The organism is Thermofilum sp. (assembly GCF_038871435.1).
GTDB classification, from domain to species: domain Archaea; phylum Thermoproteota; class Thermoprotei; order Thermofilales; family Thermofilaceae; genus Thermofilum; species Thermofilum adornatum.
In genome coordinates, this window is record NZ_JAVZIC010000003.1 from 92,911 (window position 1) to 118,851 (window position 25,941).

Annotated in this window: 26 protein-coding genes, 2 tRNA genes, 2 rRNA genes and 1 pseudogene; 23 read left to right on the forward strand and 8 right to left on the reverse strand. The window is 48.7% G+C overall.

The features are described from left to right. Positions 1-24: 24 nt before the first annotated feature. The 7 genes from QXT17_RS05220 (at position 25) to QXT17_RS05250 (ending at position 7,327) form a co-directional block, all read left to right on the forward strand. Positions 25-636 carry a hypothetical protein gene (locus QXT17_RS05220; protein WP_052887166.1) on the forward strand — a complete coding sequence of 204 codons (612 nt, stop codon included), beginning with the start codon at positions 25-27 and terminating at the stop codon, positions 634-636. Positions 637-861: 225 nt separating this feature from the next. Further along, positions 862-2,362, forward strand: a 16S ribosomal RNA gene (locus QXT17_RS05225). A gap of 161 nt (positions 2,363-2,523) precedes the next feature. Next, positions 2,524-5,604, forward strand: a 23S ribosomal RNA gene (locus tag QXT17_RS05230). Together the 16S and 23S rRNA genes form the textbook arrangement of a ribosomal RNA operon. A gap of 106 nt (positions 5,605-5,710) precedes the next feature. Next, entirely contained in the window at positions 5,711-6,610 is a 900-nt protein-coding gene (locus QXT17_RS05235; RefSeq protein WP_020962286.1) for a CBS domain-containing protein, read from the forward strand. Positions 6,611-6,725: 115 nt separating this feature from the next. After that, positions 6,726-6,801: transfer RNA gene (locus QXT17_RS05240), tRNA-Met, on the forward strand. 61 nt (positions 6,802-6,862) lie between these two features. After that, a tRNA-Gly gene (locus tag QXT17_RS05245) sits at positions 6,863-6,939 on the forward strand. Positions 6,940-7,000: 61 nt separating this feature from the next. Then, positions 7,001-7,327, forward strand: coding sequence for a hypothetical protein (locus QXT17_RS05250; protein ID WP_020962285.1), 327 nt, complete (start codon positions 7,001-7,003; stop codon positions 7,325-7,327). A gap of 2 nt (positions 7,328-7,329) precedes the next feature. Here QXT17_RS05250 and QXT17_RS05255 read toward each other — a convergent pair whose 3' ends face one another. Together QXT17_RS05255 and QXT17_RS05260 are read right to left on the reverse strand one after the other, a co-directional pair. Beyond that, on the reverse strand, positions 7,330-7,683 hold the full coding sequence (locus QXT17_RS05255) for a hypothetical protein (RefSeq protein ID WP_020962284.1): 354 nt from the start codon (positions 7,681-7,683) through the stop codon (positions 7,330-7,332). Between the two features lie 55 nt (positions 7,684-7,738). After that, entirely contained in the window at positions 7,739-8,206 is a 468-nt protein-coding gene (locus tag QXT17_RS05260; RefSeq protein WP_052887165.1) for an OB-fold nucleic acid binding domain-containing protein, read from the reverse strand. Between the two features lie 78 nt (positions 8,207-8,284). Here QXT17_RS05260 and QXT17_RS05265 point away from each other — a divergent pair, with 78 nt between their 5' ends. From QXT17_RS05265 to QXT17_RS05275, 3 genes are all read left to right on the forward strand, one after another. Further along, on the forward strand, positions 8,285-9,262 hold the full coding sequence (locus QXT17_RS05265) for an ATP-binding protein (protein WP_020962282.1): 978 nt from the start codon (positions 8,285-8,287) through the stop codon (positions 9,260-9,262). Between the two features lie 91 nt (positions 9,263-9,353). Further along, positions 9,354-9,620, forward strand: a complete 267-nt coding sequence (locus tag QXT17_RS05270) for a hypothetical protein (protein ID WP_287912225.1) — start codon at positions 9,354-9,356, stop codon at positions 9,618-9,620. Beyond that, positions 9,621-10,274: a DUF47 domain-containing protein gene (locus QXT17_RS05275; protein WP_020962280.1), complete on the forward strand. Its 654-nt coding sequence runs from the start codon at positions 9,621-9,623 to the stop codon at positions 10,272-10,274. Positions 10,275-10,284: 10 nt separating this feature from the next. Here QXT17_RS05275 and QXT17_RS05280 read toward each other — a convergent pair whose 3' ends face one another. After that, positions 10,285-12,675, reverse strand: a complete 2,391-nt coding sequence (locus QXT17_RS05280; protein ID WP_052887164.1) for a DNA-directed DNA polymerase — start codon at positions 12,673-12,675, stop codon at positions 10,285-10,287. An 80-nt stretch (positions 12,676-12,755) separates the two neighbouring features. Next, on the reverse strand, positions 12,756-13,373 hold the full coding sequence (gene psmB, locus QXT17_RS05285) for an archaeal proteasome endopeptidase complex subunit beta (protein ID WP_020962278.1): 618 nt from the start codon (positions 13,371-13,373) through the stop codon (positions 12,756-12,758). A 63-nt stretch (positions 13,374-13,436) separates the two neighbouring features. On the opposite strand from psmB, the gene QXT17_RS05290 reads away from it, so the two are divergent. The 11 genes from QXT17_RS05290 (at position 13,437) to QXT17_RS05340 (ending at position 21,228) form a co-directional block, all read left to right on the forward strand. After that, positions 13,437-14,462 (forward strand): GTPase, encoded by a 1,026-nt coding sequence (locus tag QXT17_RS05290; protein WP_020962277.1) that lies wholly within the window; start codon positions 13,437-13,439, stop codon positions 14,460-14,462. Positions 14,463-14,510: 48 nt separating this feature from the next. Continuing rightward, entirely contained in the window at positions 14,511-15,062 is a 552-nt protein-coding gene (locus tag QXT17_RS05295; protein ID WP_020962276.1) for a 50S ribosomal protein L15e, read from the forward strand. Further along, on the forward strand, positions 15,040-15,522 hold the full coding sequence (locus QXT17_RS05300) for an RNA-binding domain-containing protein (protein ID WP_020962275.1): 483 nt from the start codon (positions 15,040-15,042) through the stop codon (positions 15,520-15,522). The genes QXT17_RS05295 and QXT17_RS05300 overlap by 23 nt, the downstream gene beginning before the upstream one ends. A gap of 13 nt (positions 15,523-15,535) precedes the next feature. Beyond that, the gene (locus QXT17_RS05305; RefSeq protein WP_020962274.1) at positions 15,536-16,306 is read left to right on the forward strand and encodes an RNase P subunit p30 family protein; all 771 of its coding nucleotides are present in this window, start codon (positions 15,536-15,538) and stop codon (positions 16,304-16,306) included. After that, the gene (locus QXT17_RS05310; RefSeq protein WP_020962273.1) at positions 16,296-16,613 is read left to right on the forward strand and encodes a hypothetical protein; all 318 of its coding nucleotides are present in this window, start codon (positions 16,296-16,298) and stop codon (positions 16,611-16,613) included. The genes QXT17_RS05305 and QXT17_RS05310 overlap by 11 nt, the downstream gene beginning before the upstream one ends. 29 nt (positions 16,614-16,642) lie before the next feature. Further along, entirely contained in the window at positions 16,643-17,548 is a 906-nt protein-coding gene (locus tag QXT17_RS05315; protein ID WP_020962272.1) for a ribose-phosphate pyrophosphokinase, read from the forward strand. After that, positions 17,529-18,491 carry a translation initiation factor eIF-2B gene (locus QXT17_RS05320; RefSeq protein WP_020962271.1) on the forward strand — a complete coding sequence of 321 codons (963 nt, stop codon included), beginning with the start codon at positions 17,529-17,531 and terminating at the stop codon, positions 18,489-18,491. The genes QXT17_RS05315 and QXT17_RS05320 overlap by 20 nt, the downstream gene beginning before the upstream one ends. 6 nt (positions 18,492-18,497) lie before the next feature. Further along, entirely contained in the window at positions 18,498-19,487 is a 990-nt protein-coding gene (locus tag QXT17_RS05325; protein ID WP_020962270.1) for a ribose 1,5-bisphosphate isomerase, read from the forward strand. Between the two features lie 42 nt (positions 19,488-19,529). Then, entirely contained in the window at positions 19,530-20,084 is a 555-nt protein-coding gene (locus tag QXT17_RS05330) for a phosphoribosyltransferase (RefSeq protein WP_020962269.1), read from the forward strand. 89 nt (positions 20,085-20,173) lie between these two features. Continuing rightward, positions 20,174-20,731, forward strand: a complete 558-nt coding sequence (locus QXT17_RS05335) for a hypothetical protein (RefSeq protein ID WP_052887163.1) — start codon at positions 20,174-20,176, stop codon at positions 20,729-20,731. A gap of 65 nt (positions 20,732-20,796) precedes the next feature. Continuing rightward, positions 20,797-21,228, forward strand: a complete 432-nt coding sequence (locus QXT17_RS05340) for a translation initiation factor IF-2 subunit beta (RefSeq protein WP_020962267.1) — start codon at positions 20,797-20,799, stop codon at positions 21,226-21,228. Here the strand turns inward: QXT17_RS05340 and QXT17_RS05345 are convergent. From QXT17_RS05345 to QXT17_RS05360, 4 genes are all read right to left on the reverse strand, one after another. Next, a complete protein-coding gene (locus QXT17_RS05345) occupies positions 21,215-22,369 on the reverse strand; it encodes a tRNA (guanine(10)-N(2))-dimethyltransferase (protein WP_020962266.1) in 1,155 nt (384 codons plus the stop codon). The two genes, QXT17_RS05340 and QXT17_RS05345, sit on opposite strands and share 14 nt — an antisense overlap. A gap of 61 nt (positions 22,370-22,430) precedes the next feature. Next, a complete protein-coding gene (locus tag QXT17_RS05350; RefSeq protein WP_020962265.1) occupies positions 22,431-23,354 on the reverse strand; it encodes a helix-turn-helix domain-containing protein in 924 nt (307 codons plus the stop codon). A 61-nt stretch (positions 23,355-23,415) separates the two neighbouring features. After that, a complete protein-coding gene (locus tag QXT17_RS05355; RefSeq protein ID WP_020962264.1) occupies positions 23,416-24,117 on the reverse strand; it encodes a fibrillarin-like rRNA/tRNA 2'-O-methyltransferase in 702 nt (233 codons plus the stop codon). Continuing rightward, a complete protein-coding gene (locus tag QXT17_RS05360) occupies positions 24,114-25,385 on the reverse strand; it encodes an NOP5/NOP56 family protein (protein WP_020962263.1) in 1,272 nt (423 codons plus the stop codon). The genes QXT17_RS05355 and QXT17_RS05360 overlap by 4 nt, the downstream gene beginning before the upstream one ends. Before the next feature lie 104 nt (positions 25,386-25,489). Between QXT17_RS05360 and QXT17_RS05365 the strand changes: the two genes are divergently transcribed. Together QXT17_RS05365 and QXT17_RS10060 are read left to right on the forward strand one after the other, a co-directional pair. After that, entirely contained in the window at positions 25,490-25,774 is a 285-nt protein-coding gene (locus QXT17_RS05365; RefSeq protein WP_020962262.1) for an H/ACA ribonucleoprotein complex subunit GAR1, read from the forward strand. Then, positions 25,771-25,884 (forward strand): annotated as a pseudogene (locus QXT17_RS10060) (TFIIB-type zinc ribbon-containing protein); the annotation flags it as partial. The gene QXT17_RS05365 and the pseudogene QXT17_RS10060, both read left to right, overlap by 4 nt. Between the last annotated feature and the right edge of the window lie 57 nt (positions 25,885-25,941).

The following is a 25,941-nucleotide window of genomic DNA, read 5'->3' on the forward strand; positions in this document are numbered from 1 at the left end:
AAAATAAAAACTGTCCACTTTGCCGTGCATAGAGTGAAAAACATGGTCACAAAGACAGCGCTTAGAAACAGGTACAAGAGGAACCTCCGGAAAGCAGGCATAAAGAGGCAGGACAGCATCCTAGTAGCGACACTGCCGAATCTCCAGTCAAAAGCATCACTAGACCTCCTTGTAGACATAGAGAAAGAGTTCCAAGTAAAGATAAGCCACATACACATCGGACGAAACATCCCCCAAGAAATCAACCAGCTAGCCCAAAAACTGCCAGGCATAGAGACCATAGCCATAGACGCGGAGCCTGCAACATACACCCAGCTCAAGCTCAAAATACTGGAAAAAGCCTCGCCACACCAACTCGTCGTACTCCCCCTCACCGCAGAAGAGATCGCAACATACTTCCTAGACGAGCTCATAAGGGGAAACATAGAGGGGCTAAAACTCGAGGCAAGGCACAGGACAGCATACCCCCTAGCCACAACAACAATCAACGAGCTACAAGCAGTCTACAAGCAGGACACGTTGCCCCCGGCAACGTTATATATGAGCAAGCTACTAGAATGGCTCGCAGGCACAGTAAACCCCCAGGCACTAGCAAAATTCTACATAGACACGTATGCTTCCCGGAGTATAGCCTAATAGTAAAATTTATAAACAACCCCATTAACCAATAATTTTGCCGCCATGGGCACCGGCGGCTCGCCTAGATAACGGGAGAGGCAACCTCTCCCAATGAAAAGGCGGCCTCCGCCCATGGCTACACAGTGCGTCCCCGAGAAAAACGAGCGCTAGCTCGGAACTCTCGGGGATAAGAAAGTGAGGCACGGTGTGCGTAAGCTTATCGACTCCTCCGCACGCGGCCAGACTCCGGTTGATCCTGCCGGACCCGACCGCTATCGGGGTGGGGCTAACCCATGGAAGTCTAGGAGCCGGGGGCACGGCCGGCTCCGGCGGACGGCTCAGTAACACGTGGCTAACCTACCCTCGGGAGGGGGATAACCCCGGGAAACTGGGGATAATCCCCCATAGGTGTAGACTTCTGGAATGGGTCTACGCCGAAAGGGCTACGGCACCATCCCTGCCGTAGCCGCCCGAGGATGGGGCTGCGGCCTATCAGGTAGTTGGCGGGGTAACGGCCCGCCAAGCCTATAACGGGTAGGGGCCGTGAGAGCGGGAGCCCCGAGATGGGCACTGAGACAAGGGCCCAGGCCCTACGGGGTGCACCAGGGGCGAAACTTCCGCAATGCGGGAAACCGTGACGGAGTCACCCCGAGTGCCACCCGATGAGGGTGGCTTTTGCCCGGTCTAAAAAGCCGGGCGAATAAGCGGGGGGCAAGCTTGGTGTCAGCCGCCGCGGTAATACCAACCCCGCGAGTGGTCGGGACGTTTATTGGGCCTAAAGCGTCCGTAGCCGGCCCGGTAAGTCCCTCCTTAAAGCCCACGGCTCAACCGTGGGAGCGGAGGGATACTGCCGGGCTAGGGGGCGGGAGAGGCCGGGGGTACTCCTGGGGTAGGGGCGAAATCCTATAATCCCAGGAGGACCACCAGTGGCGAAGGCGCCCGGCTAGCACGCGCCCGACGGTGAGGGACGAAAGCTGGGGGAGCAAAGGGGATTAGATACCCCCGTAGTCCCAGCTGTAAACGATGCAGGCTAGGTGTTAGGCGGGCTTCGTGCCCGCCTAGTGCCGTAGGGAAGCCGTTAAGCCTGCCGCCTGGGGAGTACGGCCGCAAGGCTGAAACTTAAAGGAATTGGCGGGGGAGCACCACAAGGGGTGAAGCTTGCGGTTTAATTGGAGTCAACGCCGGAAACCTTACCGGGGGCGACAGCAGGATGAAGGCCAGGCTAACGACCTTGCCAGACGAGCTGAGAGGAGGTGCATGGCCGTCGCCGGCTCGTGCCGTGAGGTGTCCTGTTAAGTCAGGGAACGAGCGAGACCCCCGCCCCTAGTTGCTACCCGGTCCTTCGGGACCGGGGCACTCTAGGGGGACTGCCGGCGATAAGCCGGAGGAAGGTGGGGGCTACGGCAGGTCAGTATGCCCCGAAACCCCCGGGCTACACGCGAGCTGCAATGGCGGGGACAACGGGTTCCGACCCCGAAAGGGGGAGGCAATCCCTTAAACCCCGCCTCAGTAGGAATCGAGGGCTGCAACTCGCCCTCGTGAACCTGGAATCCCTAGTAACCGCGTGTCATCAACGCGCGGTGAATACGTCCCTGCTCCTTGCACACACCGCCCGTCGCTCCACCCGAGGGAGGCCCAGGTGAGGCCTCCTGCCGACGAGGTGGGAGGTCGAATCTGGGCCTCCCAAGGGGGGAGAAGTCGTAACAAGGTGGCCGTAGGGGAACCTGCGGCCGGATCACCTCCTTTCGATCCGGTCGAGAAACGCACACCGTGCCTCACTTTTCATGCTTACCGAGATGCAACCCGGAAACCAGAGCGTTTCCGGGTGAAGGGCGTGAACTCCCACTGGGGTACCAGTGGGAGAATATGAGCGCCGCACAGAGAGTGTGCAGACCAAGCTTACACCGGTAGACAGCGTTAAGCTACCCGGTGGATGGCTCGGCTCGGGCGCCGAGGAAGGCCGTGGCAAGCGGCGATACGCCTCGGGGAGCCGCAGGCAGGCTTCGATCCGAGGATCGCCGAATGGGACCTCCTGCCGTGGGGATAACCCACGGTGCTCGGGAAACCCGCAAGGGGAGTACCGAGTGGGAACCCCCCCAACGGAAACATCTTAGTAGGGGGAGGAGAAGAAACCAATTGGGATCCCCTGAGTAGGGGCGACCGAAAGGGGGAGAGCCCAAACCGAACTTCCGTGCGAAGAGCACGGACGGATGTGGGGTTGTAGGGCTCCGCGCTCCCCCAAGCCCGGATAGCCGAAGTCGGCTGGAATGCCGCACCGTAGAGGGTGACAGTCCCGTAGGCGAAATCCGGGTGGGGGATAGCGGATGTCCCTGAGTACCACGGCTTGGTTTTGCCGTGGGAAGCTGGGGGGCACCGACCTCCAAGGCTAAATACGTCCCGAGACCGATAGCGAACTTAGTACCGTGAGGGAAAGCTGAAAAGTACCCCGGAAGGGGGGTGAAAAGAGCCTGAAACCGGGTAGCTACAGGTGGCGCGGCTCGAAAGGGTAGATCCTCCCCGAAGGAAACTCGGGCGACCGAGGAGTACGAGGGGAGGGGACCGGGGTCGCGCCTTACGTCTAGAAACACGGGCCGGGGAGTTCATGGCTGTGGCGAGCTTAAGGGGTCCAAGCCCCGTAGGCGTAGGGAAACCGACATGCCCGTAGCCAGCCGCAAGGCTGGTGTGGGGCGGGGTCTGAAAGGGCCCGTAGTCACAGCCATGAGACCAGAAACCGAGCGATCTAGGCCGGGGTAGGGTGAAGCCCGGCGAAAGCCGGGTGGAGGCCCGAAGGGGTTCTGACGTGCAATTCGTTCCCATGACCTCGGCCTAGGGGCAAAAGACCAATCAAGCTCGGTGATAGCTGGTTCCCCCCGAAGCGGGCCCCAACCCGGCCTCCCCAGAGGTGGCCAGTTGGGTAGGGCACCGATTGGGGGTCCGGGGACCGAAAGGTCCCAGCCCCCTTTCGAACCCCGAACCGACTGGCACCGTAGAAGGGGAGAGGCGGGTTCTGGCGGATAAGCCGCCAGGCCGAGAGGGGAACAACCCAGACCGGGGTTAAGGCCCCAAAGTGCCGGCTAAAGCGTCAAGCTAGAAGGGTGTCTCCCGCCTTAGACAGCGGGGCCGTAGGCTTAGAAGCAGCCATCGGCTAAGAAGTGCGTAACAGCTTACCCGCCGAGGCGGGAGGCCCCGAAGATTACCGGGACTAAGCCGGCCGCCGAGACCCCGGGGCACTCCGCACTGCGGAGTGATCCGGTAGGGGGGCGTCCGGGTGGACTAGAAGTCGGGCCGTGAGGTCCGATGGATCCGCTCGGAATGAATATCCCGGCGGTAGTAAGAGCGCAAGAGGGGTGAGAATCCCCTCCGCCGAAAGGGCAAGGGTTCCTCAGCAACGGTCGTCGGCTGAGGGTTAGCCGGTCCTAAGGCGGCCCTTAACCGGTGCCGCCGAAAGGGAAAGGGGTTAATATTCCCCTGCCGTGGGGGTACGTTTCGCGGTAACGCACGCCCTGCTCCTGACGCCTCGGGATAGGGGGAGTGGGACCGCCGTCCCATCCAAGCGCTGAAGCCCGCTGAGTGCCGTCATGGCGAGAAGCGGGTGAAGGCGCGATGGGCCCGCCTTTAGGCGGGTTCTCCCGACTCCCGGAGCCCGTGAAAAGGGAGCAGGGAAGGAGCCCCCACGCCCGTACCGAGAACCGACACAGGTGCCCCTGGGTGAAAAGCCCAAGGCGTGGCGGGGTAACCCAGGCTAGGGAACTCGGCAAATTAGCCCCGTAACTTCGGGATAAGGGGTGCCTGCGGTTTTGGGGCATACCCCCGGAACCGCAGGTCGCAGTGACAAGGGGGACCCGACTGTTTAATAAAAACATAGGTCCCCGCGAGCCCGAAAGGGTGAGTACGGGGGCTGAATCCTGGCCACTGGCGGTACGTGAAACCCGGGTCCAACCGGGCGAAGCGCCGCCGAAGGCCGGGAGTAACTCTGACTCTCTTAAGGTAGCCAAATGCCTTGCCGGGTAAGTTCCGGCGCGCATGAATGGATCAACGAGGTCCCCACTGTCCCAGCCTGGGACCCGCTGAACCCGCAACCAGGTGCAGAGTCCTGGGAGTCCCGGTGGGGCGAGAAGACCCCGTGGAGCTTCACAGCAGCCTGGCGTTGGGATACGGTTGCGGGTGCGTAGCGTAGGCGGGAGCGATGAACCTAGCCCTCCGGGGCTAGGGGATGCGACCATGAAACACCGCCCACTCGCGACTGTGTCCCTAACCCTGGGGCGTTACCCGGGGGACAGCGCCAGGTGGGCTGTTCGGCTGGGGCGGCACACCCCTGAGAAGGTATCAGGGGTGCCCAAAGCTCGGCTCAGGCGGGTCAGAACTCCGCCGTAGAGGGCAAGGCCAAAAGCCGGGCTGACTGCGCCCTTAAACGCACGGGGCGCAGGCGGGAAACCGGGGCCTAGCGAACGCTCGTGCCCCCTTCGGTGGGGGCCGGGCATGACAGAAAAGTTACCCCGGGAGTAACCGGCTCGTCGCGGGCGAGAGTTCACATCGACCCCGCGGTTTGGTACCCAGACGTCGTCTCTTCCTAGCTTGGCCCTGCAGCAGGGGCCAAGAGTGGGGCTGCTCGCCCATTAAAAGGGAACGTGAGATGGGTTTAGACCGTCGCGAGACAGGTCGGACTCTACCTGCCGGGACCGTTGGCCGCCTGAGGGGATGGTCCGCACAGTACGAGAGGAACTGCGGGCCGTGGCCTCTAGTGTACCGGTTGTCCGGCAGGGCACTGCCGGGCAGCCACGCCGCAAGGGGTAACCGCTGAAGGCATCTAAGCGGGAAACCCACCCCGAGACGAGGCGGCCGCTCCCGACCGTGGCCTACCGGCGACGGGGGCTGGGTCGGGACGAGGGCACCCGTAGAAGACGGGGTTGATGGGGTGGCGGTGTATGCACCGAGGGTTTCCGAGGTGCGAGCCGGCCACTCCCAATAGCCCGAGGCTGTCTACCGGTGTAAGCTTGGGCACAAATCTCTCTGTGCGGCGCTTTTCGTTTTTTGTTGTAGTTGTTTTTGCCTAACGGCAAAGTTTTTTAGTCATTTTTGTGGTTTTTTTGTTATGCGTGTAGCAGAACTACCGATCGGCCGTTTTCCTCCGTTGGCGGTTTTGCCTAGGAGGTCAAGCGTTATGGACGTATTGCTGGCTATGGGGAGGAACAAGGTGCGTCATGTCCCATTGGTTGACGAGGATGGGAAGCTTTCCGGAATGGTTTCTGCGCGTGGCGTTGTTGACTTTCTTGGGGGCAAGAGATACGATGAGATTGTCGTGTCTAGGTTTGGTGGAGACGTTTACAGGGCGCTGGGAGACGTATCTGTTGATATAATCAGTTATGATCCGCCATTTGTGTTCAATGATTCCGATGTGCGCGAGGTTATCGAGTTAATGGTTGAGCGTGGGCTTGGCGCGCTTGCCGTCGTCGACAAGGCTCACCGTGTTGTTGGTATTGTGTCTGAGAGGCACGTGATTTCACTGTTGGCCGACGTTGATACGCATGTCAAGGTTAAGGAGATTATGACTCCAGAGGTTGTCACGGCTTCGCCAATGGATACCTTGCAGCACTGCATGAGGGTTATGTCTGAGAGGCGTATACGTAGATTGCCCTTGGCGTCTTCGGGAGAGCTGAAAGGCATAGTCACAGTCAAGGACGTGCTGGCTTACCTTTCGAAGGAGGAGAGCCTCTCGAAGCTCAAGAGCGACAGGGACGCCGTCTATTCGACTCCCCTGGTATACCTGGCCTCCAAGCCAGTGATAACAGTCGAGGAGGAGGCAGACGTGGGGGAAGCAGTCAACCACATGAAGAAGCACGGCATCGGCGCCCTCGTCGTCACTAGGGGCGGCAAGATCACCGGCGTACTGACGGAGAGAGATGTCTTGACGCGTCTCCCCAGAGTGAAAGGCGTCGAAATATTCCTAGACGAGGCAGAAAAGAGAATCATTGGTAGCAGAGTCTCCTTCTAGGAGGCAACAATACGGGTAGCTTTGTATCCATGGTATCCTTTTTCCAAGAGGTATCCAGCACGTCCTCTACAAAAGATTTAAATCTCCACCAGGCATTTTCCTTTATGGCGCGCCAGCCGGGGTCGCCTAGCCTGGTCAAGGGCGCCGGACTCATAATCCGGTCAACCCGGGTTCGAATCCCGGCCCCGGCACTACCGTAGCGTTCTTGTGGAAAGCTTTTTAAGGCCGGCTCTTTTTAGATAAATTGTTGTAGCGGCCGTAGTCTAGTCTGGTAGGATGGCGGCCTTCCACGCCGCAGAACCCGGGTTCAAATCCCGGCGGCCGCACCACTGTTTCTGGCGTTGGAGAAAAGCTTAAAAATGGATTTGTTCGAGTATTGACGGTGTTAGGATGTCTCAGGCAACTACGGGCGTGGAGAAGTTTCTGCTTTCGTATATTTACTATGAATACTGGGGCAAGATCTATTTCCAGAGCGGGGGCAGTGAGGCGGAGAAGTTTATAGCCGAGCTAATAGCCGAGGAGTTCCTGCCACGCAAGAATCCCAACTTTAACCGTGTGGTTGAAGGATTCGCGGCGGCTCTTCAGGGGCTTAGAGACAAGGGGCTCATAGAGATCAGGGGATATGAAGTCGTTTTGACTGATGCGGGGAAGGCTATAGCTACACAGATGAAGCAGGAAGAATACAAAGAGCTGAAAAAGAAGTTCTCAAAGGTATAATGCTAGCTGGCCACATAGACGTATTCCTCTATTTCTGGATCAAATATCCGCTTGACTTTGCCCTTTTCCATTAGCCTTGTTAGGGCCTGGTAGAATATTACGGGCTTGACTCCCCTACGGACAACTTTCTCGTAGAGCTTTGATTTTGGAAGCTTGTTGCCTGCCTGGGCAAGCTCTGATAGAACTATTTTTTCCACTTCGTCTGTAAAGTATGCTTTTTCCTCGGTTTTTTCCTCGGGGGACTTTTCTTTTGTCTCGGAGCTCGGCCCAGTTAGAAATGCTGTTAGGTCTATTGATTGCGGCTTTTCCTCAGTCTTTTTCTCTTTCTTAGTCTTTTTTGTTGTCTTCTCGCTCATTATCTCTTTTCATTTAGAAATGCATTCAACAAGGATTTAAGGTTGACGCGTATATCTACGACACGCCTGTATTATTGTTTTTCAGGAATCTTTCGAAGAACTTTCTATCCTCCTCTACACTTGTGTAGAAGCTTTCTATGTGGTTTTCTGGGATGCGGCTGAGAGCCAGAACGGATACATATATATTCCCGTCCCGGTCCTCCCTAAGTGTGCCGAAGGCTTTAAGGAAAGAGTTTTCCTCTATGTTCTTTACGTCGAGGAGATGTTGTTTCTCTGGCCAGAGCCTTAGGGGTACTACATCTTCCTTTGCCTCTAGGAGTATGTCTGTGAATTTTTCACCTTTATAGATCTCTTTTACCCTTCCTGCGAGGGAAACCTTCCTCGAGTAAAGAATTATGTTGCCGAGCTGTATCTTAACGAAAATGTTTGTGCCTCGCTTTACATTGTTTGTTTTTATTTCCCATGGGTAGATTTTCAGAAAACAGTCCAGATAGATTTCCCTCGTATCACTGTTTTCCTGCATCCTGTTTCAATGGCAATATATCCCACGGTAAAAAATGTTTCCTTGACCAATTTAAAAGCTAGATGACAGAAAATATTGATGGTGATCCGCTCAAAGATAAAGCTCTCGCTGGGCTCCCTGCCTTTTCCAAGGCTTGTAATCGACCAGGGACACATGCTTGTCGTTGGGCCAACTGGTAGCGGCAAGACAAATACTGTTAAGGTTGTTTTGGAGGAGCTCGAGAAAAACGAGGTACCATCGCTTGTTCTCGATTTTCACGGGGAATACGATGAACTGCCCCGGGTTACTCCGGGCGAAGATCTTTCTTTTAACATGCTGGCTACACAGGAAATAGAATTCATAGTGGATATTCTCAGCAGTGTATTTCAGGTATCAGAGCCACAGTGGTACATCTTGCTGAAGGCCTTGAAGAGGGGGAAGCCGCCCTACAGGCTAGTGGATGTTATTTCACTGCTCGAAGAGGAGGCTGTACGGGATTGGCGGGAATACGAGATTAAGTCTGCATTATTGAGGAGGCTAACGATACTCAATGAGGGCACACTTGGAAAGACCCTTAACGGAGACAACCCACCGAGTTTTCTATTTGAGAAGACGGTCGCAGTCGATCTGAGCCGTCTCCCGGTAAGATACCGCGGCCTTCTTTCACTCATTATACTGAAACATCTGTACGACTATGTCACGTCCAAGACCAGGCCAGGGAGAATCATGCATGCAACCGTAATAGAGGAGGCATGGAACATACTAACATATAGGGCTAGATGGGAACAGCCAACTATAGGTGAAAGGCTTTTTCTTGAACTGAGAAAGTACGGAGAACTCGTGATAGCTGTGTCCCAGCGGCTAGACGACCTCTCAGAGAGGGCAGTCTATAATTCGCGCTATATTTTGCTTACCAGTTTTACCCAGCTAGAACTCCAGAAGCTTGGATGCCAGCTTCAAGCCTCCGAGCTCCTGAAATACACAAAATTGAAAAGAGGCGTCGTATTATGCATAACTGAGAATTGTAGGATACGAAGGTTAAAGGTGCGTAGAGCAAAAAGATCTATGCACAGGTAGAATAGATTCAGTATGCCTGAACATGTATTTTTATCCTAACTGCGAAAAAAATAATTATTACAAGCGTTTACATTCATGAGTCCGTATGGCTATGCAACGCAAGGAAAGAAGGCTAAGGCTCCGATGGCGCGAAGAGGTCCCGGCTGGCAAAGCATTCATGCACCCCGACACAATGAACGAGCTCTCGATATCCTCGGACATAGAAGTAGTTATAGCCGGCAAGAAAAAACTCTACTTCACAGCCATGCCAAATGAGTCTGTACCACGAGGAGAAGTCTGGTGCAACACCGATGAACTTAAAAGCAATGGCGTCGCAGACAACTCGATAGCTACTATAAGGGCGAAAAGGGTGGAATAAATGTCCAACCTATCCATCGCGGACGCAAAACTAATCGCGACATTGAGGAAAGAGCTCCAGCTCTCACAGGAAATGCTAGAGGAGATACGGAGGATAATAAAGACTATTAATGACGAGAAGTATCGGGAGGACCAGAAGGCACGGATAAACAGGATACAGAAGGCAAAAGAAGAAACAATAAATCTCCAAACAGACTACCTGAGCTACTTAACGAAGGCCTCGCGTGCACTGATGCATCGCGAAGAATGGGTAAGAATTGGTTCACAGATCCTCGCTGTAATTGACAAGTTGAGCGGGATATCCTACAGGCTGGGATTCCTGACGGACAAAAACTGGATTATCCCCGAAAATGTCGCAACAAACCTCGTCAAGATATGCGACAACGTCTCAGCAATGACCGAGCTACTCAGCCAGGCTATGAACAAGTTGCTCAACGACCCCTCTCAGTCGCTAGGAGACCTGAGAAAAATCGCCGAACTCGAGCACGCCAATGACGCGCTATACAGAGAAACAATCTTCGAGGTTCTTGGGTCCAATATCTCAAGCGGAACAATGCTCCTGCTAACAAGCATAGCAGAGATGCTGGAAGACAGCTCTGACACCCTCTACGACATCGTGAACAACCTCTACATTATACTCTTAGAAATCACCTAGAAACACTGAGCTAGAAAAAGTCTGTCAGGGAAGCCTGTTTCTTGCCTCCCAAGAAGTGTTCTTCTCTCACACCGAAATACTCAAGGATTCTCAACGCTGCCGGTATGATTTGACGCTTAACATAGTAGTCTATGTCTATCTCGTCTGGAGACTTTACGGCAACATAGGGCTTCGCTTTTTCAGAAACCTTGCCGGAGCCTTTAACGACTATGTATCCTATCTTGGACCCCTTGCCAACCCTGTAGCCAAGCCTCTTGAGTTCTCTTGCTGCCTGAACATGGGGGGCGTCAACCTCGTATTCTTCTAGGTCCTTTGAGAGAGTTTTCCAGATTATTAGTTTCTCGAGGGGAACTTTTCCTCTGCTTAGTTCACCTATGGTTTTCTTTACGTAGTCCACTGCCTCCCATGGATCCTCTTCTGTTAGAACTATACGGACGACTTCTTCCTGTATGTCCTTTGATATCTCTGCCCAGTCTCCACGAACAGCCTCGAACCCAACAACGTCTATCCTGCCGTCTGCAAGCAGGCCGCAATACTTTTTCTTTGCCTCTGTGAAGAACACCTTTGAATACACCTTGTCTACCTTTATCTCGAATCCTAGCTCTCCCTCGACAAACTCTATTAGTTTTGCAACTTTTTCTTCATCGTTTTTTACAAATACGCTGTCTGTGTCGCCATAGATTATTTCCAGCCCGAGCCCCTCGGCGTAAGAAATAGTCTTCTTGATTAATTCGCGTCCCCAGGCAGTCGTAGCCTCGGCAACCTCTCTCTTGTACCACCGTGCCAGGCTCCAGCCACTATAGCCATACGTCGCGTTAGTAATTACCTTTATGGCTTTTTGTCTCTCATCGAGTATCTTGTATTCGTCGCTTTTGACGTCGAGCCTCTTCATGGCTTCCCTTATTTCTTTCCTAGCCCTTATCAAGCTCTCCAAGACAACCCGATAGAAACCGGGAGGCTCCTTTCTGAAGCGGTGGCCAACTTCTGGGGCGACCCACACCATATCCCTGGGGACATCCTCGTCCGGCGGAACATATGTGTCAGGAGAGACGTTGTACTTTATCATCACGTTTGGATACATCGAGGAAAAGTCCAGCACCGCGATGTTCTTGTGTATTCCAGGCTTCGGTTTTAGAACGATTGCGCCTTGGTATGTTTCTTCACGTCTCTCCTTCACATTTGGAACAAGCTCATTAAATCGATACGCCTGCCTGATCAGGAACCATTCAACCCTGTTCCCAACCGAAGCGGCAAAAACCTGGTCAAGGGGTAGCCCAACGAGGCTCGAGAGTTGTATTCCAAAAGGTAAAACTACCTGTCCAAGCAGGTACGTGCTCTTCGCGTCGTCCAGCGCATACTGCCTTAATATAGGCCTCTTTGACGCGTCGTCCCAATATTCATATATCCTATTGGTGTCTATCAGTATCCTCCTCGACTTCGGAACCACGCCCAAGAATTCGGCCACATTCTCTAGGGTCTTTATTTTTACTTCTTGCAGGTCGCCAGCGTAGTCGTATAGATCTATGTTTGCCCTGCCGACGACCGAGAAATGCCCATAGACGCTTTGCGCTGGTTCTCCCATGTTTCTTCCCAGTTTGAGTTTCACATTATTTACATGTGCCCGCTTGAGTAGGTATGGCCAGTCGAAGAGGTTCGTGTTGTATCCGAATATAATGTCTGGGTCGTATGTTCTCAGGTCTTCGACGAATTCTTCAATTAGTCTTCTTTCTCCCCCGTTTTCTGCCGTGAAAACTTCTTCCCCAGCGTCGTGCATCCTGCTAATAATAATTATGGGGTCTCTTTCTGGGTCAGGCTCACCATATTTATTATAGCACTCAATATCAAACGCATAGGTTCTCAGCTTTGGCGCCCTTTTTTCGTCAAGTACAGTAATGTCACCGACGACTTCATATGCCTCATCTACTTGCCAGCCCCTTGGAACCTCTACTTCGCGAACCTTTGCCTCTAGCCATGAGCTAGGGAGAATCCCCTTGTCAACCATGTATCTCATATAGAACCGAATGTCTGCCTCCAGGACTTCCCTTATGCCGGCTAAACTCGCCACTGCTTCTCTGGCTTCTGGGACGGTTCGTGGATTGCTGAGCGTGACTTTAATTGCTGTGACGGGCCTTCCAAAGTACTTTTTCTCGACTCGATCAATACTGAGAACCCTGTATGGCTGCAATTTTTTCTTTATTATCTCTATGTTTCCAGGGTCTGTCAAGACATAAAAGTAAGGTCTAAAGTTTTTCTCTACTACAACTATCCTTTTGTCATCTCTAGTTACTCCCCACATATAGATTATGGGCTCTTCATCTATTACGTCGTAGTTTATGTCTAGTAGCCAAAACTCTACGCTTGAAACTCCATTAGAAAGTGTTTGAGTAAAGCTTGTCGCCATAGTATGCTACAGTATTTTACATGAAGCACAATGATTTAAAGTTTAGAGTTCTAGAAGAAACCTTGGAAAAATCGGAAAGGCTATTTGGAAAACATTTTTTCTATGTCTCCCACGGAGTATGTCTGCTCATATGTCTTGTCTTTGCTGATGACAAGCACGTCCACGCCGTCGCCGCTAGACGCGTCCCTCTTCATGGCCGCGTAGAGGGCTTTTATGGCAAGGGTTTTTGCATCTTCCACCTTCATGTCGGGCTTGTACTCTGCCTCAATGATGCTTATTGCAAGCTGTGTTCCAGAGCCAAGGGCAGAATAGTTGTCCTCAATTATTGCACCTATAGGGTCAAGTGTGTAAAGATGAGATCCCTCTTCATCTATCCCGCCCACAAGGATCTCGGCATAATACGGGAACAATCTTCTCTCATAAAGGATATAGGAAAGTGTCTTTGCAACTGTTTGGACCTTTGGCGAGATTCCAGAGTCGAGCTCGTACAGCCTCATCTCTGCCTCGATTATCCTAGCAAGCGTCTGCATGTCAGCCATCAATCCAGCGCTGGCAAGTCCCATTTTGTCCAGTATGAGGTAGACTTTTTTCCCGCTTTTACTCATTAGGTAAAGCTGATAAGCTACTCTCTTCTCGGCAGCTAGAACAACGCCCCCGTCAACCTTTATGCCTACTGTTGTGCCTGGTAATGCCTCCATACACTTCGCCTATGAAGAAAGAAAGGACACACATATAAAACTATGTCTGTGGATACATATTGAATGTGTGCAGAGATAGCTAGGCTGAAGCAACAGATGGTGTTTGCACCCAAGACTTCTAGCGAGCTTTTCGAACAAATGGTCAAACAATGTAGAAAAAGGACGACGAAAAAAGGCGCAAACAAGCTTGAGACTAGGAGGATAAGAACACTTGAATGCATCAAGTCGGCAACAAGGTTTGCCGCAGGTAAACTAAAGAATGTTGCATTAAAGAGCCCATTCGTTGAGGATCTTCATCCATTTTTCAGAGAACTCCTCGAGATAAGTGTCAATATAGAGGACTATAAGAGTTGTGCCTCGCGTGTCTACAGTGCGTCCAAACTCATAAACAGGATTGGACGCGGCTATATTATAAAAGTTAAACGAAGCCAGAAAACAGATGAAATAGTTCGTTTCGAGAGAGAGTTCTTTGGCAGGACATATTCTATTCTAAAAGATATTGAAGATTGTCTTTCAACTGTCAGGAACTTCCAGGTAACCTTTCAAAACCTTCCCGATATAGATGTCTCCCTTCCAACCGTTATAATAGCTGGTGCCCCCAATGTTGGAAAATCATCTCTACTAAGGAGACTATCTAGGGCGAAGCCCGAGGTAAAACCATATCCATTTACCACCAAGGAACTAATCGTTGGCCATCTGGAACACTTGCTTGGAAAAATCCAATTAATAGATACCCCCGGTCTTCTGGATTCTCCACTAGAAGAGAAGAAAAACGTAGAGAGAAAGGCGGTCATCGCCTTGAAACACATTTCCAACCTTGTACTGTTTATCGTTGACCCAACTGAAACATGCGGCTTTTCACTCGACTACCAGAAAAAAGTCCTAGAAACCGTTAGGTCAATAGTCAGCTGTGACGTTTGGATAGTATTGAATAAGGCGGACATAGCTTCCCCCTCACACGTTGAAAACTTTAAGAAGAAATTTAACATTAATGAATTTTTTATAATATCCGCCGAAAAAGGAGTAAACATTGACAAGCTAAAAAACGAGATTATAGAGTATTTTCAAAACAGAAACGCCAAGATTTAACAGGAAAACTTATAAACAGGGTTTTACTGAAGAGCAAGGGATAACAAAATGGGGTATCTAAAATACATGGCCGAACAGTGGAAAAGACCCATGCAAGGTGAACACGCAGAATTAATGAGGCAAAGGATGCTTATCTGGAGGAGAGAGCCAACAGTCGTGAGAATCCCGAAGCCAACCAGAATTAACAGGGCAAGAGCACTGGGATACAAGGCCAAGCAGGGATTTGTTGTAGCACGCGTAAGGATTCGCAAGGGCGGTCTAAATAGGCCGCGTCCATCCAGCGGAAGGAGACCAAAGAGAATGGGTGTGTACGGCTATTCCCCACACAAGAGTGCACAGCTTATTGCAGAGGAAAAAGCCGCTAGGAAGTTCCCGAACCTTGTTGTGCTAGGGTCTTACTATGTCGGAGAAGACGGAGTATACAAGTGGTACGAAGTGGTAATGGTCGACCCGAACCACCCCGCAGTAAAGAAAGATATTGAGCGCCGCTGGGTATCCGGATACAAAGTAGAAAAAGCACGGCCATCCCGAGAATTATTGCTCAAGATACTTTCCAAAGCCAAGCTAGATGTAGAAAATGAGCAGAAGAACACACAGTAATTCAGTAAGCAGGATAGAATTTTCCTGTTTTGTCCATGCAACTGAAGAAGAATCAAAAGTCACGAATGCAGTTTTGAACCTTTTTCCAGAGGAACTAAGAGAAGATGTTACTAAAAATATCTATAAAATGGTTACTCATGGCTACCATGGAAACCCTATAGTCATCTTGCGTGTGTTATTGTCGAGCGAAAAGGACTCCGAAAATACTTTTTCTCACATAGTTTCTAGCCTAAGCGAGGACGATTTTCAATCACTTGTGTCAACTATACCGGAGAGATTTGACCACGGCAAACTGTACATACGCGTTGACAAGCAAAAAGCATATGGGGGAAACGTTTCTCTTAGCGAGAGCGACGACGTAATAAGGATTGTTGTCTCTTTGAAGCCACACTTAAGAAGTCCCCAAAGTATTGAAAACTTCCTGATTTCGTTGAGAAAGGCTCCAACCCGCGCCGCGTAAGAGGAGCCCATACATGAGTAAAAAAGCCAAGTACATAGATGCTTACGCCGCCGAGCTACCTCTAGATAGGCTTAAAGAATTGTCGGGAGAGGACCTTCACAAATGGATAAACGACACTTATTCTGTTGCTGTTGAAGCCGGATATGCAGGGTGTGCCGTTACCACTAGAATTACTAGGTACAAAGGGGACTTGTATCTTCTTGTAAGGAAATTCGATGAAGCGGTTGCAAATACCAGGGAAGAAGGTGCACTCGTATTCTCGCGTTGCCACATTGAAGTAACGAATCAGCCAGAACTCAAAAGGATTCTAGGAAACATTAGACGCTATTGTGACTTGATATCTGTATCTCCACAGGACAGGCAGCTAATGGCCTTCAGTAGTAGGGATCATAGGATAGATGTCATTAGTCTGCCCCCAGAAAAGGCTCCCCCGTTTTTTTCAGGCGACATAGTAGAATTAAAGGCTCAAGAGAAGCTCATCGAAGTGACAGTCTCAAGTCTTTTCTCCGGCAACATGCTTAACCCCTATCGGATAAGGGCGCTGAGAGATTCTCTGAAAACCATCAAAAAGAAAAATCTCAAAATAATAGTATCAACGGGTCCCCAGCAGATATATTCGCCGAGGGATCCCAGGGCATTAATCAGCTTTGCAAAAATTTTCTTGGAGATCGACCAGGCAAAGCTTTCAAAGGACATGTCTGATGGCATATATAAAAGGATAAGTGAAAACCAGCTGAAGAGGAGCGGCAAGATTCCTGTTAGAGGTGTAGAGATTGAGAAGTAAAAAGAGATACGTTATACTGCGGTTGAAAAGTAATCTTCTCCAGACAGAAAGTCCCAAAGATATACTCAAAGGATGGATACAGGCGCTCTATGGGATTTATGGGCTTTCTAGGATACATCTAAAAGAGGTTTACAGTGACGAGAGGAACATATACATATACAGCATAAATGCCGATGCCAAAGACCTTTTCAGGTCAATTTTCATCCTAGACGACAATAACTTGTTCAGGATAATCCGTGTGACTGGAACACTTCGTAAAGCCAAAAGAATTGTTTCCTCGCTTCCAGGACTAGAAGCCAAGCAATAAACTAATATGTAGATGCATAAGAAAAACTTGTGGAACAAATAGTAATCATCTCTGGAAGCCAAGCGAATGCCCTGGCGCAAAAAGTAGCAAGCCAGCTAGGTATTCCTCATTACCCCTCTACCATCAGATACTTTCCTGACGGAGAACTATATTTAAGGCTTCCCACAGATGTTAAAGGAAAGAAAATTATATTGTTCGAGAGCTTTGCGAGGCGTCCCAACGACGCTCTCGTTGAAACAGTATTTTTATCGGAAACTCTGCATGATAAGGGTGCAGGCGAAGTAATACTAGTGGCCCCATATTTACCCTATCTTAGACAGGACTCCGAGTTTAACCCCGGCGAAATTGTCAGCGCAAAAATGTTTTCCACCATGCTCTCCAAGGCCGGAATAGATGCCCTTGTCACAGTTGACCCTCACCTTCATAGGTTCAAAGACTTGTCAGAGCTCTTTAAAATGAAGACGCTTAAAGTATCAGCTATGCCTCTATTAGCCGAGTACTTTTACAACTATCATCAAGAGGCGCTTGTCGTTGCTCCCGACGAGGAAGCAGAACAGTGGGCTAAACTTTTCTCTGGAAAAGTAAACGCGCCCTACATTGTTTTGGAGAAACACCGCTTTGGCGACACTGAGGTCGAGGTCTCGGGCAGTATACCCAAGGGAACTACAGCGGTTATAGTGGACGACATTATTAGTACTGGCGGCACAATTGTTGAAGCCGCAGAGAAGCTTAAGGAACACGGCTTCACGTCTATACACGTATGTGTCACACATGCTCTGCTTGTCCAGGATGCCGAGGCAAAGATATTCCAAGCTGGAGTTAAGAGCTTGATAGCTACTGATACAGTTATTAATCCCTATATGCGTGTTTCTGTAGCAAAAATCATAGGTGAGGCTTTGGAGAGGTTAATGAGCCATGTTGGAAACAGAGCTTGACAAGGTAATAAATGGTAGAATCTATAGCTCAACAGAGACAGTTATCTATACGCTTGAACTTCTTGGGAGAATTCTCAAAGAGAACCGGAACCCCACACTATTCGTCAACTCGCTAGAAAGAATCCTGAAAGCCAGACCAACAGCCTCAATGCTGCAAAACGCCGTACGGTTACTAACCAACAATCTCGCTGTAACGGAGATATCTACACTAGACGACTTTATTGCCTCGTACGAGAACACTCGACAAGCAATAGTAAAGAAGATTTTCTCAGATATCGAAGAATCCTCCACGATAGCTTCCCGCAGACTCGCAAACAACGACACAGTCATGACAAACTCCTATAGTTTATTTGTCAAGAGAACAATCGAAAAGGCTGTAGAAGAAGGCAAAAAAATCAAAGTGTACGTGACAGAATCTAGGCCAACGGGAGAGGGGGTGAAATTTGCGGCAGAACTTTCAGACAAAGGGATAGAGACCTACCTCATTGTCGACTCTGCTGTAAGGTTTTTCATGAAGGAAGTAGACAAGGTTCTTCTCTCCAGCGAAGCAATATCTGCAAATGGCGCCGTTGTAAACAAGATTGGTACGAGCCTTATCGCCCTAGCCGCCCACGAGGCCAGGGTTCGGGTCTACGTGGTATCTTCCACGTTTAAATTTAGCCCTGAGACCCTTGTCGGCGAGCTAGTAGAGATCCCAGAAATAGAGATTAGCGAATATATGCCTGAAGGTTGGGAAAAGTTGAAAGCGCTGAAGCCTAAATCTCCATTGTTCGACGTCACACCGCCATCATACATTGACGCCATCATTACAGAAAAAGGAGTAATAGCGCCCGAGTTTGCCGTCATGATGTTTAGGGAATCATTTGGATGGCCACACTCCTTGGCAAAGTATCAGGCTGACATAGACAAGCTAAAAGAGAAAATCAATAAACTCACAGGGTAATTTCTCATGATCAAGGAGACGGCTTTGTTCCCCCAACAAGTATACCAAATAGCCAATGATATCAGGGACATGAAGATAAGAGGAGCCGGGAGAATAGCAAAGGCCGCCGCGGAAGCCCTGAAGATTGCGGCTGAAAGCTACAAGGGCGAAGACCTAGAAGACTTCAAAAGATATATTAAGGAAGCGGCGAAGCTTCTCACGTCTACACGTCCCACAGCAGTCTCGCTACCAAACGCGGTTAGCTGGGTTCTAAAGGCACTAAACACCAACGTGAACACTTTACAAGCGGCCAGAGAAGCTGTAATCAATCAGGCCAACTCCTTTATCCAGTATGCAGACCAAGCTCTGAGAAAAATAGCAGAATATGGCGAAAAAATGCTTAGAGACGGAGACACAGTTCTAACGCACTGTAACAGCTTGGCGGCAATTAGTGTCATAGTTGAGGCTCATAAAAAGGGCAAGAAATTACATGTTTTCGCAACTGAAACTCGACCCATGTACCAGGGCTACATCACTTCTGAAATGTTACTAAAAGAAGGCGTCAACGTGACACTTATCCCTGAGTCCTCGGTGAGACAGATAATCAGGAAGGTTGACAGGGTCATCGTTGGCGCAGACACAGTGGCGGCAAATGGCGCCGTTGTAAACAAGATTGGTACGAGCCTTATCGCCCTAGCCGCCCACGAGAGAGCCGTAGACTTCTTCGTTGCCACAGAGACATTCAAGTTTAGTCCTTACACACTAATAGGCGACATCGTCCCCATAGAATTCAGGCCGCCCAGCGAAATCGTAGGCGTCGACTTCTTAAAAAGTCATCCCAATTTGAGGATCCTTAATCCAGCGTTCGACGTTACGCCACCCAACTACATCACGGGCATAATAACGGAGCTCGGTATAATACCCCCAAAGGCAGCGGCCATCATCATAGAAGAAATGTACGGGCGCCCAGTCATCAGTTCCGAAATATTGGGTCGCGTAGAGGAAGATATATCCTAGGAAAACCGAAAGAAATATTTTTCTGGAGAGAGAAAAAATAGTATGGAGAAAACTGAGTTTGTCTATATCTCGTGGGAGCAACTCTATCTTGACACCCTAGAGCTCTCTAAAAAAATTGCCCATTCAGGATACCGGCCCGATGTAATGGTTGCTATAGCTAGGGGAGGCTGGGTTGTCGGCCGAATTCTTTCGGACCTTTTAGGTATACGAGAGGTATACGCGGTTACTGTAAAGTTCTACAGGGACGTAGCTAAACCTGGAGACAAGCCAACTCTACTGCAAGAGCTGAATGTAGACTTGGCGTCTAGGCAGATACTTGTCGTAGACGATATTGTAGACACTGGCGAAACACTGAAAGAAACACTTAGACACATTTTGGACAAGAAACCACGAGAACTAAAAACAGCTGCTCTCTACGTTAAGTCTTGGTCTCCCATAAAACCTGACTTTTATGTTCGTGAATATTCAAGCTGGGTCGTGTTTCCGTATGAGATTAGAGAAACACTCAAAAATGCATCTCTGCCGCAAGGCCTATTATCAGAGCTGAAGAAAGCCGGGCTAACCGAGGAGATTCTCCGAGACATTTTAGGTCAATAATGTGTAGTTTCCTAGGAAGCCAAGTGGAAGCCTTGTTCTGCGCGCTAAATATAAATTGTCCAGTTCCCCAGATAAAATGATTCGGCTTAATGAGTACGGATTTGCCGGCAAAGGTTTACAATGTATTCAAGAGAGAGTTGACCGAGATTAATCTCCAAACGCTTGAGCCTGAATTCTATCAAACGGTTTTGAAGGCGATAGAAGAGCTAAAAAAGGATTCACAGATACGTATAACTGTTTTACAGACAATTAGGATTCTCTTTCTAATCCGGCTTAAAAAAGAAATTGATCTAATCATTAGAGGCGAAATGGATAAGTTGCGAGAACTCCCTCCAGAGGAAAAAGAAATAATAGACAAGATTCTCTCCACGATGTCGCAACGTGAAGGAGGCCGTCCTCCAGTGCAACCCTCAGAGTTACAGGAAACTAGTAAACCAATAAAAGAGGTAAAAGAGAAACAAAAAGAAGCTCCCAAAAAGATGGAAATGTCCCTCGTAACATTTTTAGAGCCTTACTCTATGATTCTGGACAAGGACTTCAGGGGAGGACCCTACAATAAGGGAGATACAGCACATATACCAAAACGTCTAGCCATAGAGCTCGAGAAAAAAGGAGTCGTAGATATTATAGAGATTACAAGTGAGTAACGAGTAACTTACCTACAAGCGTAACTCTTATTACTCTGTAGTGCATAGGGAGAAGGGGTCTACCAGTGGCTACAAGTGAAGGCTTCATGAGTTACGATGAATTATTGGAAAGAGGCTACAGTCTGTTACCAAAGAGAAGGAAAAGAAGCCAAGGCGAAAGGTTTGTTTTGCCATCCTTTGAGGTCAGCAAAGTGGGCAAAAAGGTCTATATTCACAACTTTAAGGAGGTTGCAGACCTTCTGAACAGAGATCCACCTGTACTTTTGAGGTTCATACTAAGAGAGATTGCCCTGCCGGGTGTTTATGAAAACGGTGTCGCAGTTATACACGGCGAAGTTTCGCCGCAGACTCTAAACAAGTTGCTTGAAAGATTTTTCAACGAATACGTGAAATGCCCAGTATGCAATGCTCCTGACACATTCCTCGTCAAGGAGAAGAAATTCATGTATATCAAGTGCATGGCCTGTGGCGCTGTTTCCCCAGTTAAGCCGTTCTAAGGATAGCTACTATATCATTTATGTTGGCATCTGTCTTGAAGCCCTTGGGTTCAAAGTGTGTAGGTGAAGCCCTAAAACCTGCATTCACGAGTTTCTCTATAGTTTCTTCTGTTGTCATTTCTTTTAGGGAATAAGTCCCCGCCAGTTTTTCTGTGGTAAAATAGAAAGGCGGCATCTCATTCTCACTCAGCATTAGCGAGACAATTTTTTCTCCATTCTTGCATAGATCCATGTTCTGTTCTCTCTCCCTGTAAATCTCTAGCACCGTCTCTACCATTTTTTGTGATGCAAGATTAGATATCCAGAGGGGACCACCTATAAGCCATTCATTACCAGCGAGTCGAAAATCAAGTAGCTTTACCGCTTTCCGGTCTAGGCTCGATGGGTTGTACCATACAAACCCTATTGAATCAATTAGCCCACTGTAATGGGTCTCTCTTCTCAGTACGATGAAACATGTCCTAATATGGTGACTATGATAAAAAGAAAACACGGGGACAGCTGTTCTCCGGAGCTTTGCAGCTTCGCGTGCCACAAAATAAATCATTATTCTGACGGCCAGTTCACGGGAAAATTCTGTCAAAATACTCTTCGCAAAATACTTGCGGAGACATGTTTTGGGGAACTTGCCTAGAAGAGGGGGTAGATCTGTAGCAGTTACACAGAGCATACCCTTGTGTTTTAGGGACCGAATAGCAGGATCTATGAATTCTGCAGGGCTACCAAAGGGGTCGATATCTACAATGTCTATACCTCTCAAGGAGGCTAGCAACCTTACAGCATCTTCGTTGCGTATCTCTACTGAATCTGAAACATTATTGATTTCAACATTTTCACGTATAATCTCAACTGCTCGAGGATTTAAGTCGTTCAGTATAACCTTTGAAACTGCCGTGTTTTCAAGCAAGTACCTTATACCTCTAATGCCAGTGGCGCTCAAAGCGTCTACAACTACAAGGCTTTCTTTGCCAAGCAGTCTTGCGTATGCCTGAATAATTGAGGATGAAATATCGCGGGAACACTTCATCCTCGGATTATAGAATACGGGTGCCCACGCTGGATCCTTATATTTCTGTGGCGAGTAGACGAGGAATGATCCCTTACCTTCCCTCACTGTTATTATGTCGCTCTTCACAGACATGCGTAAAAATGAAGGCTTAACGCTTTATTGAACTTTTATCCCCAGCGATTTAGGATACTAGTTATTCGATGCTAAACTGTCTAGAAATGGGGGTTCTAGCCAAGATTTCTCGGATTTTTTCTATTTTCTGCTTATCTAGGGTTATTAGGTTTTCATCATCGCTTGCTGTCTCCGTATTCTCTTCTCCTAGTACAATAGTGGGGGTATGTGTTGCTTTAGAGATCTTGGAAATTTCTTCTAGCTCCTCGTCTTCCTGGATACCAGTCTTCACTGCTATCCTGTGAAACATGCTCGTGGAAACCTTGAACCCAGCATCGAAAGGAGCTTTGTCGAAGAAGTATTTCTCTTTTATCATATCTTTTAAAAACTGGATGAGCCTCTCAATGTCCCTATTTTCCTTGCCAGACTTCGTGTTTTTTGTCTCGACAACTGTCTCTTTTTGGGGAACAAGTTCTTTTAGAGACTCAATATTAAGTCTTTCAAATACCTCGTCTCCAATTATCTCCTCAAGCTTTGAAGCTATTTCCAGGCTTACGTCACTTACCCCCTCCTCGTAGTAAGCAACAGCCTTGATTGACACCCCTAGTTCTCGTGCCAAACGTGTCCTCGAGATACCCTTTCTTTCTCTAATCTCTTTAAGCTTTTTCCCGTCTATTTTTACGAAGATCCCTCCCTTATTCACATATATAAAGTAGCTATTTCTCCCCTCTATCAGGGATTCAGCTGTTTTCTCGCTAACCACAGGGATATTGTGTCTCGTGTAAACTACTTCTTCTTCTATGTTTTCTCCCTTATACTCTTCTGCCACTATGAGTGGAATGCCGTTCAAGAACTTGCTAAAAGATTTGAGATTATCTGCAATGCTTTGTGGAACACTGTAGGCATCCTTTACCTTTTTTGTCGCAATAACTTCACGAGAAACTACCGTAAGCTCATCAACACAATAATTAGGCTTCTTGAGCTGAATGTGTATCTTGTCGACCATAGTGTCTGTTTCTTCTAAAGAAGAAATACCGCCTTTATTTTTAAACTTTTCCCAATAAACCTTACGTCTTTTCTGCTATCACGAACGCGTGTGCCTCATCGTACGGCTCTAAGTGTTTTACATCCTTTACTTTGTAGCCTCTTTCTTCTAAGTGAGAGATTTCCTTTTTATAGGTCTCTGAAGGAGCCGCTGTTACATCGATACTCATAGCCTTTATTGCCATCATGATGTGGCCACCCTGCTTTAGGAAAAAGTCTGCGTTGTCTGCCACATACTTTGCCTGGAACGGCTGGGCTATGTCGGCATAGACAACATCTACGAGTTCAACTATATGTGCGTATTTGGCTGGGAACCGGGCATCTGCGAGGAGCGGTATAACGTTTTTCCTGTACTTGGCAACTTTTTCGACAAATTCACGCATCACACGTGGGGCAAATTCGACACCATACAATATACCGCTGGGACCAATAATGTCGGAGACGTGGCTTGGGGTTGTCCCAGACGCGACGCCTAAATAAAGTACTTTTGTTCCCGGCTTTATCGGGTTTAATTCTATACCCTTTAGTATGGCTCCTGCAAGCTTGCTTCTATACGGGTTCCATGTCCTTAATTCCTTGTTCTCAAATGGTATCAACATTTCATCGTAGACCTTGACGCCTGGCGCAAGGCTCGCTGTAGCTAGTCTTTGCGAGCCGTCCTCGAACTCGACTACATAGATTCCTTGAAACTTCTCGTGTTCACGTATCCTTATTGGTCTAATCACTTTCTCTCACCTCTACCTTTTTCAAATTTTTTCTTTTCAAATTTTTTGCCGTGGCCCTCTCTATGTCCCTCTTTCTTGGGGGGCCTAGGTGGTTTCGCAGGGGGCTTTGCATACAGTGTCTTGATCTCTTCTATTCTCTTTTCAAGGTCTTCTCGAAGCTCGTCTGCCCTATATTCACCTGTGAAAGCATCGATTCTGGCGGCTATTGCTAGTTTCCCTGCGAGGGCCCTTGCAATTTTACCTCTTTGCCACTTTGGCGCCTTGTGGATGTATGGATGCTGGAAAATGACACCGTGTTTCGGCGGCTTGGCCCCGAAGCGTAGCGCCCTGAAGAGAGCCTTCTCAGCCCCCAGAACCTGGATAGTGCTTGCTGGCATTCTCGCCAATTTCTCTAGTCCACCTGCGAGAGATATTAATCTGGCGCCGAGAACCGAGCCAACTATTCCTCGTATGTTTGGCGCGACCTCATACATAGCTTCATCGATGTATTTCTCGAGTTTCCTACGAGCGTCGTAGAGCTGTAAACCTATGTCTGATACCAGCCGGAGCGCCTCTAAATCGAAGCTTGTTAGTTCTGCCCCCATGCTAGAGGATGCCGCGTCAACAATTTTCTTAATAACGTCTTCTTTGAATCCAAGTTTCTCTAGTGCTTCCTTTGTAATTTCGTTTCGTCCACCAATCTTGCTGACGATTTTGAAGTAGTCCTCGTGGTCCTCCACTATATCGTTGAGTTCTGGGAAATGCAGGCTATACCATTCACGCACTCTTGAAGCGAATAAATTGATTGTTTTGTTGATGTCGTCTAGAGCATTTACTGCCTGTGCTATGTATAAGTCTCTTTTCTCTGCTTTTTCTCTCACTTTTAGCCTCGAAAGAACGTTTGTGGCTTGCCAGACTATATTGTAATATTCCTCTGGAGAAACTCCACACTTCTTGGAAATAATCTCTACTTGTTGGAGCCTTATTGCTCTGTGAACTTTGTTTGATGGTGCAACACGAATATTTAGACTTGGAAACTTTTGAGAAACCCTGCGGGCCAAGTCTTCGTCCTCAAGTATCAATACGTAGTCTTTCCCGCCTGTAAACTTTGAGAACACCTTGTCTAAAACGTCATCTGGCAAGCTGGCATTCTCTATGCTATACAGAATTTGTGCCAGCTCGTTTGGAGTCTTGTCTTTGAACAAGCAAATTACATCCATAATATTCTTTTCGTCACTTGAAAGTATTACTCCGAGTGGCGTAAAGTGAACGTAGACTTCCTGAGGCATGCAACATTCACAGTTATGTAGCCTTTAATCTAACATTTATAGGTTTTTGTCTTGGCCCTTTCCAGATAATAAAGTTAAATTACTTGCCTGTGTAAAGTAATCCTATGCAACTCATTGGTCGTGTAAGGCTACTCTCGAGAAACAGGAATCTTGTAGTTGAAGCAAAAAATGCGCCACCGATAGGAGAAAAAGTCTACGATGAAAAAGCTATGCTGGTCGGCTATGTGTACGACGTTATAGGTCCAGTTTCTTCCCCCTTTGTATTGGTCAAAGTAGACGCGTCACGGTGGAAGCCAGAGTCACTTGTCGGTAAAATGCTCTACTGGACGGGTAATACCTCAAGAACAGGTGACCAGGCACGACGCAAAAAAGCAAAGGGCAAGAAATAACTTGTCCAAACTGTGGCCTAAAGGTTGCCCCCATAATTAATGCAGAAACAGGAGAATATGTTTGCCCAAACTGCGGGTATGTTTTCCCAGAGCAGCTATTACAGGAAGGAAGATCAGCAAGATCAAAAGAAGAGTTCCAGAGAAAGGTACATGACCATCCCATAAAG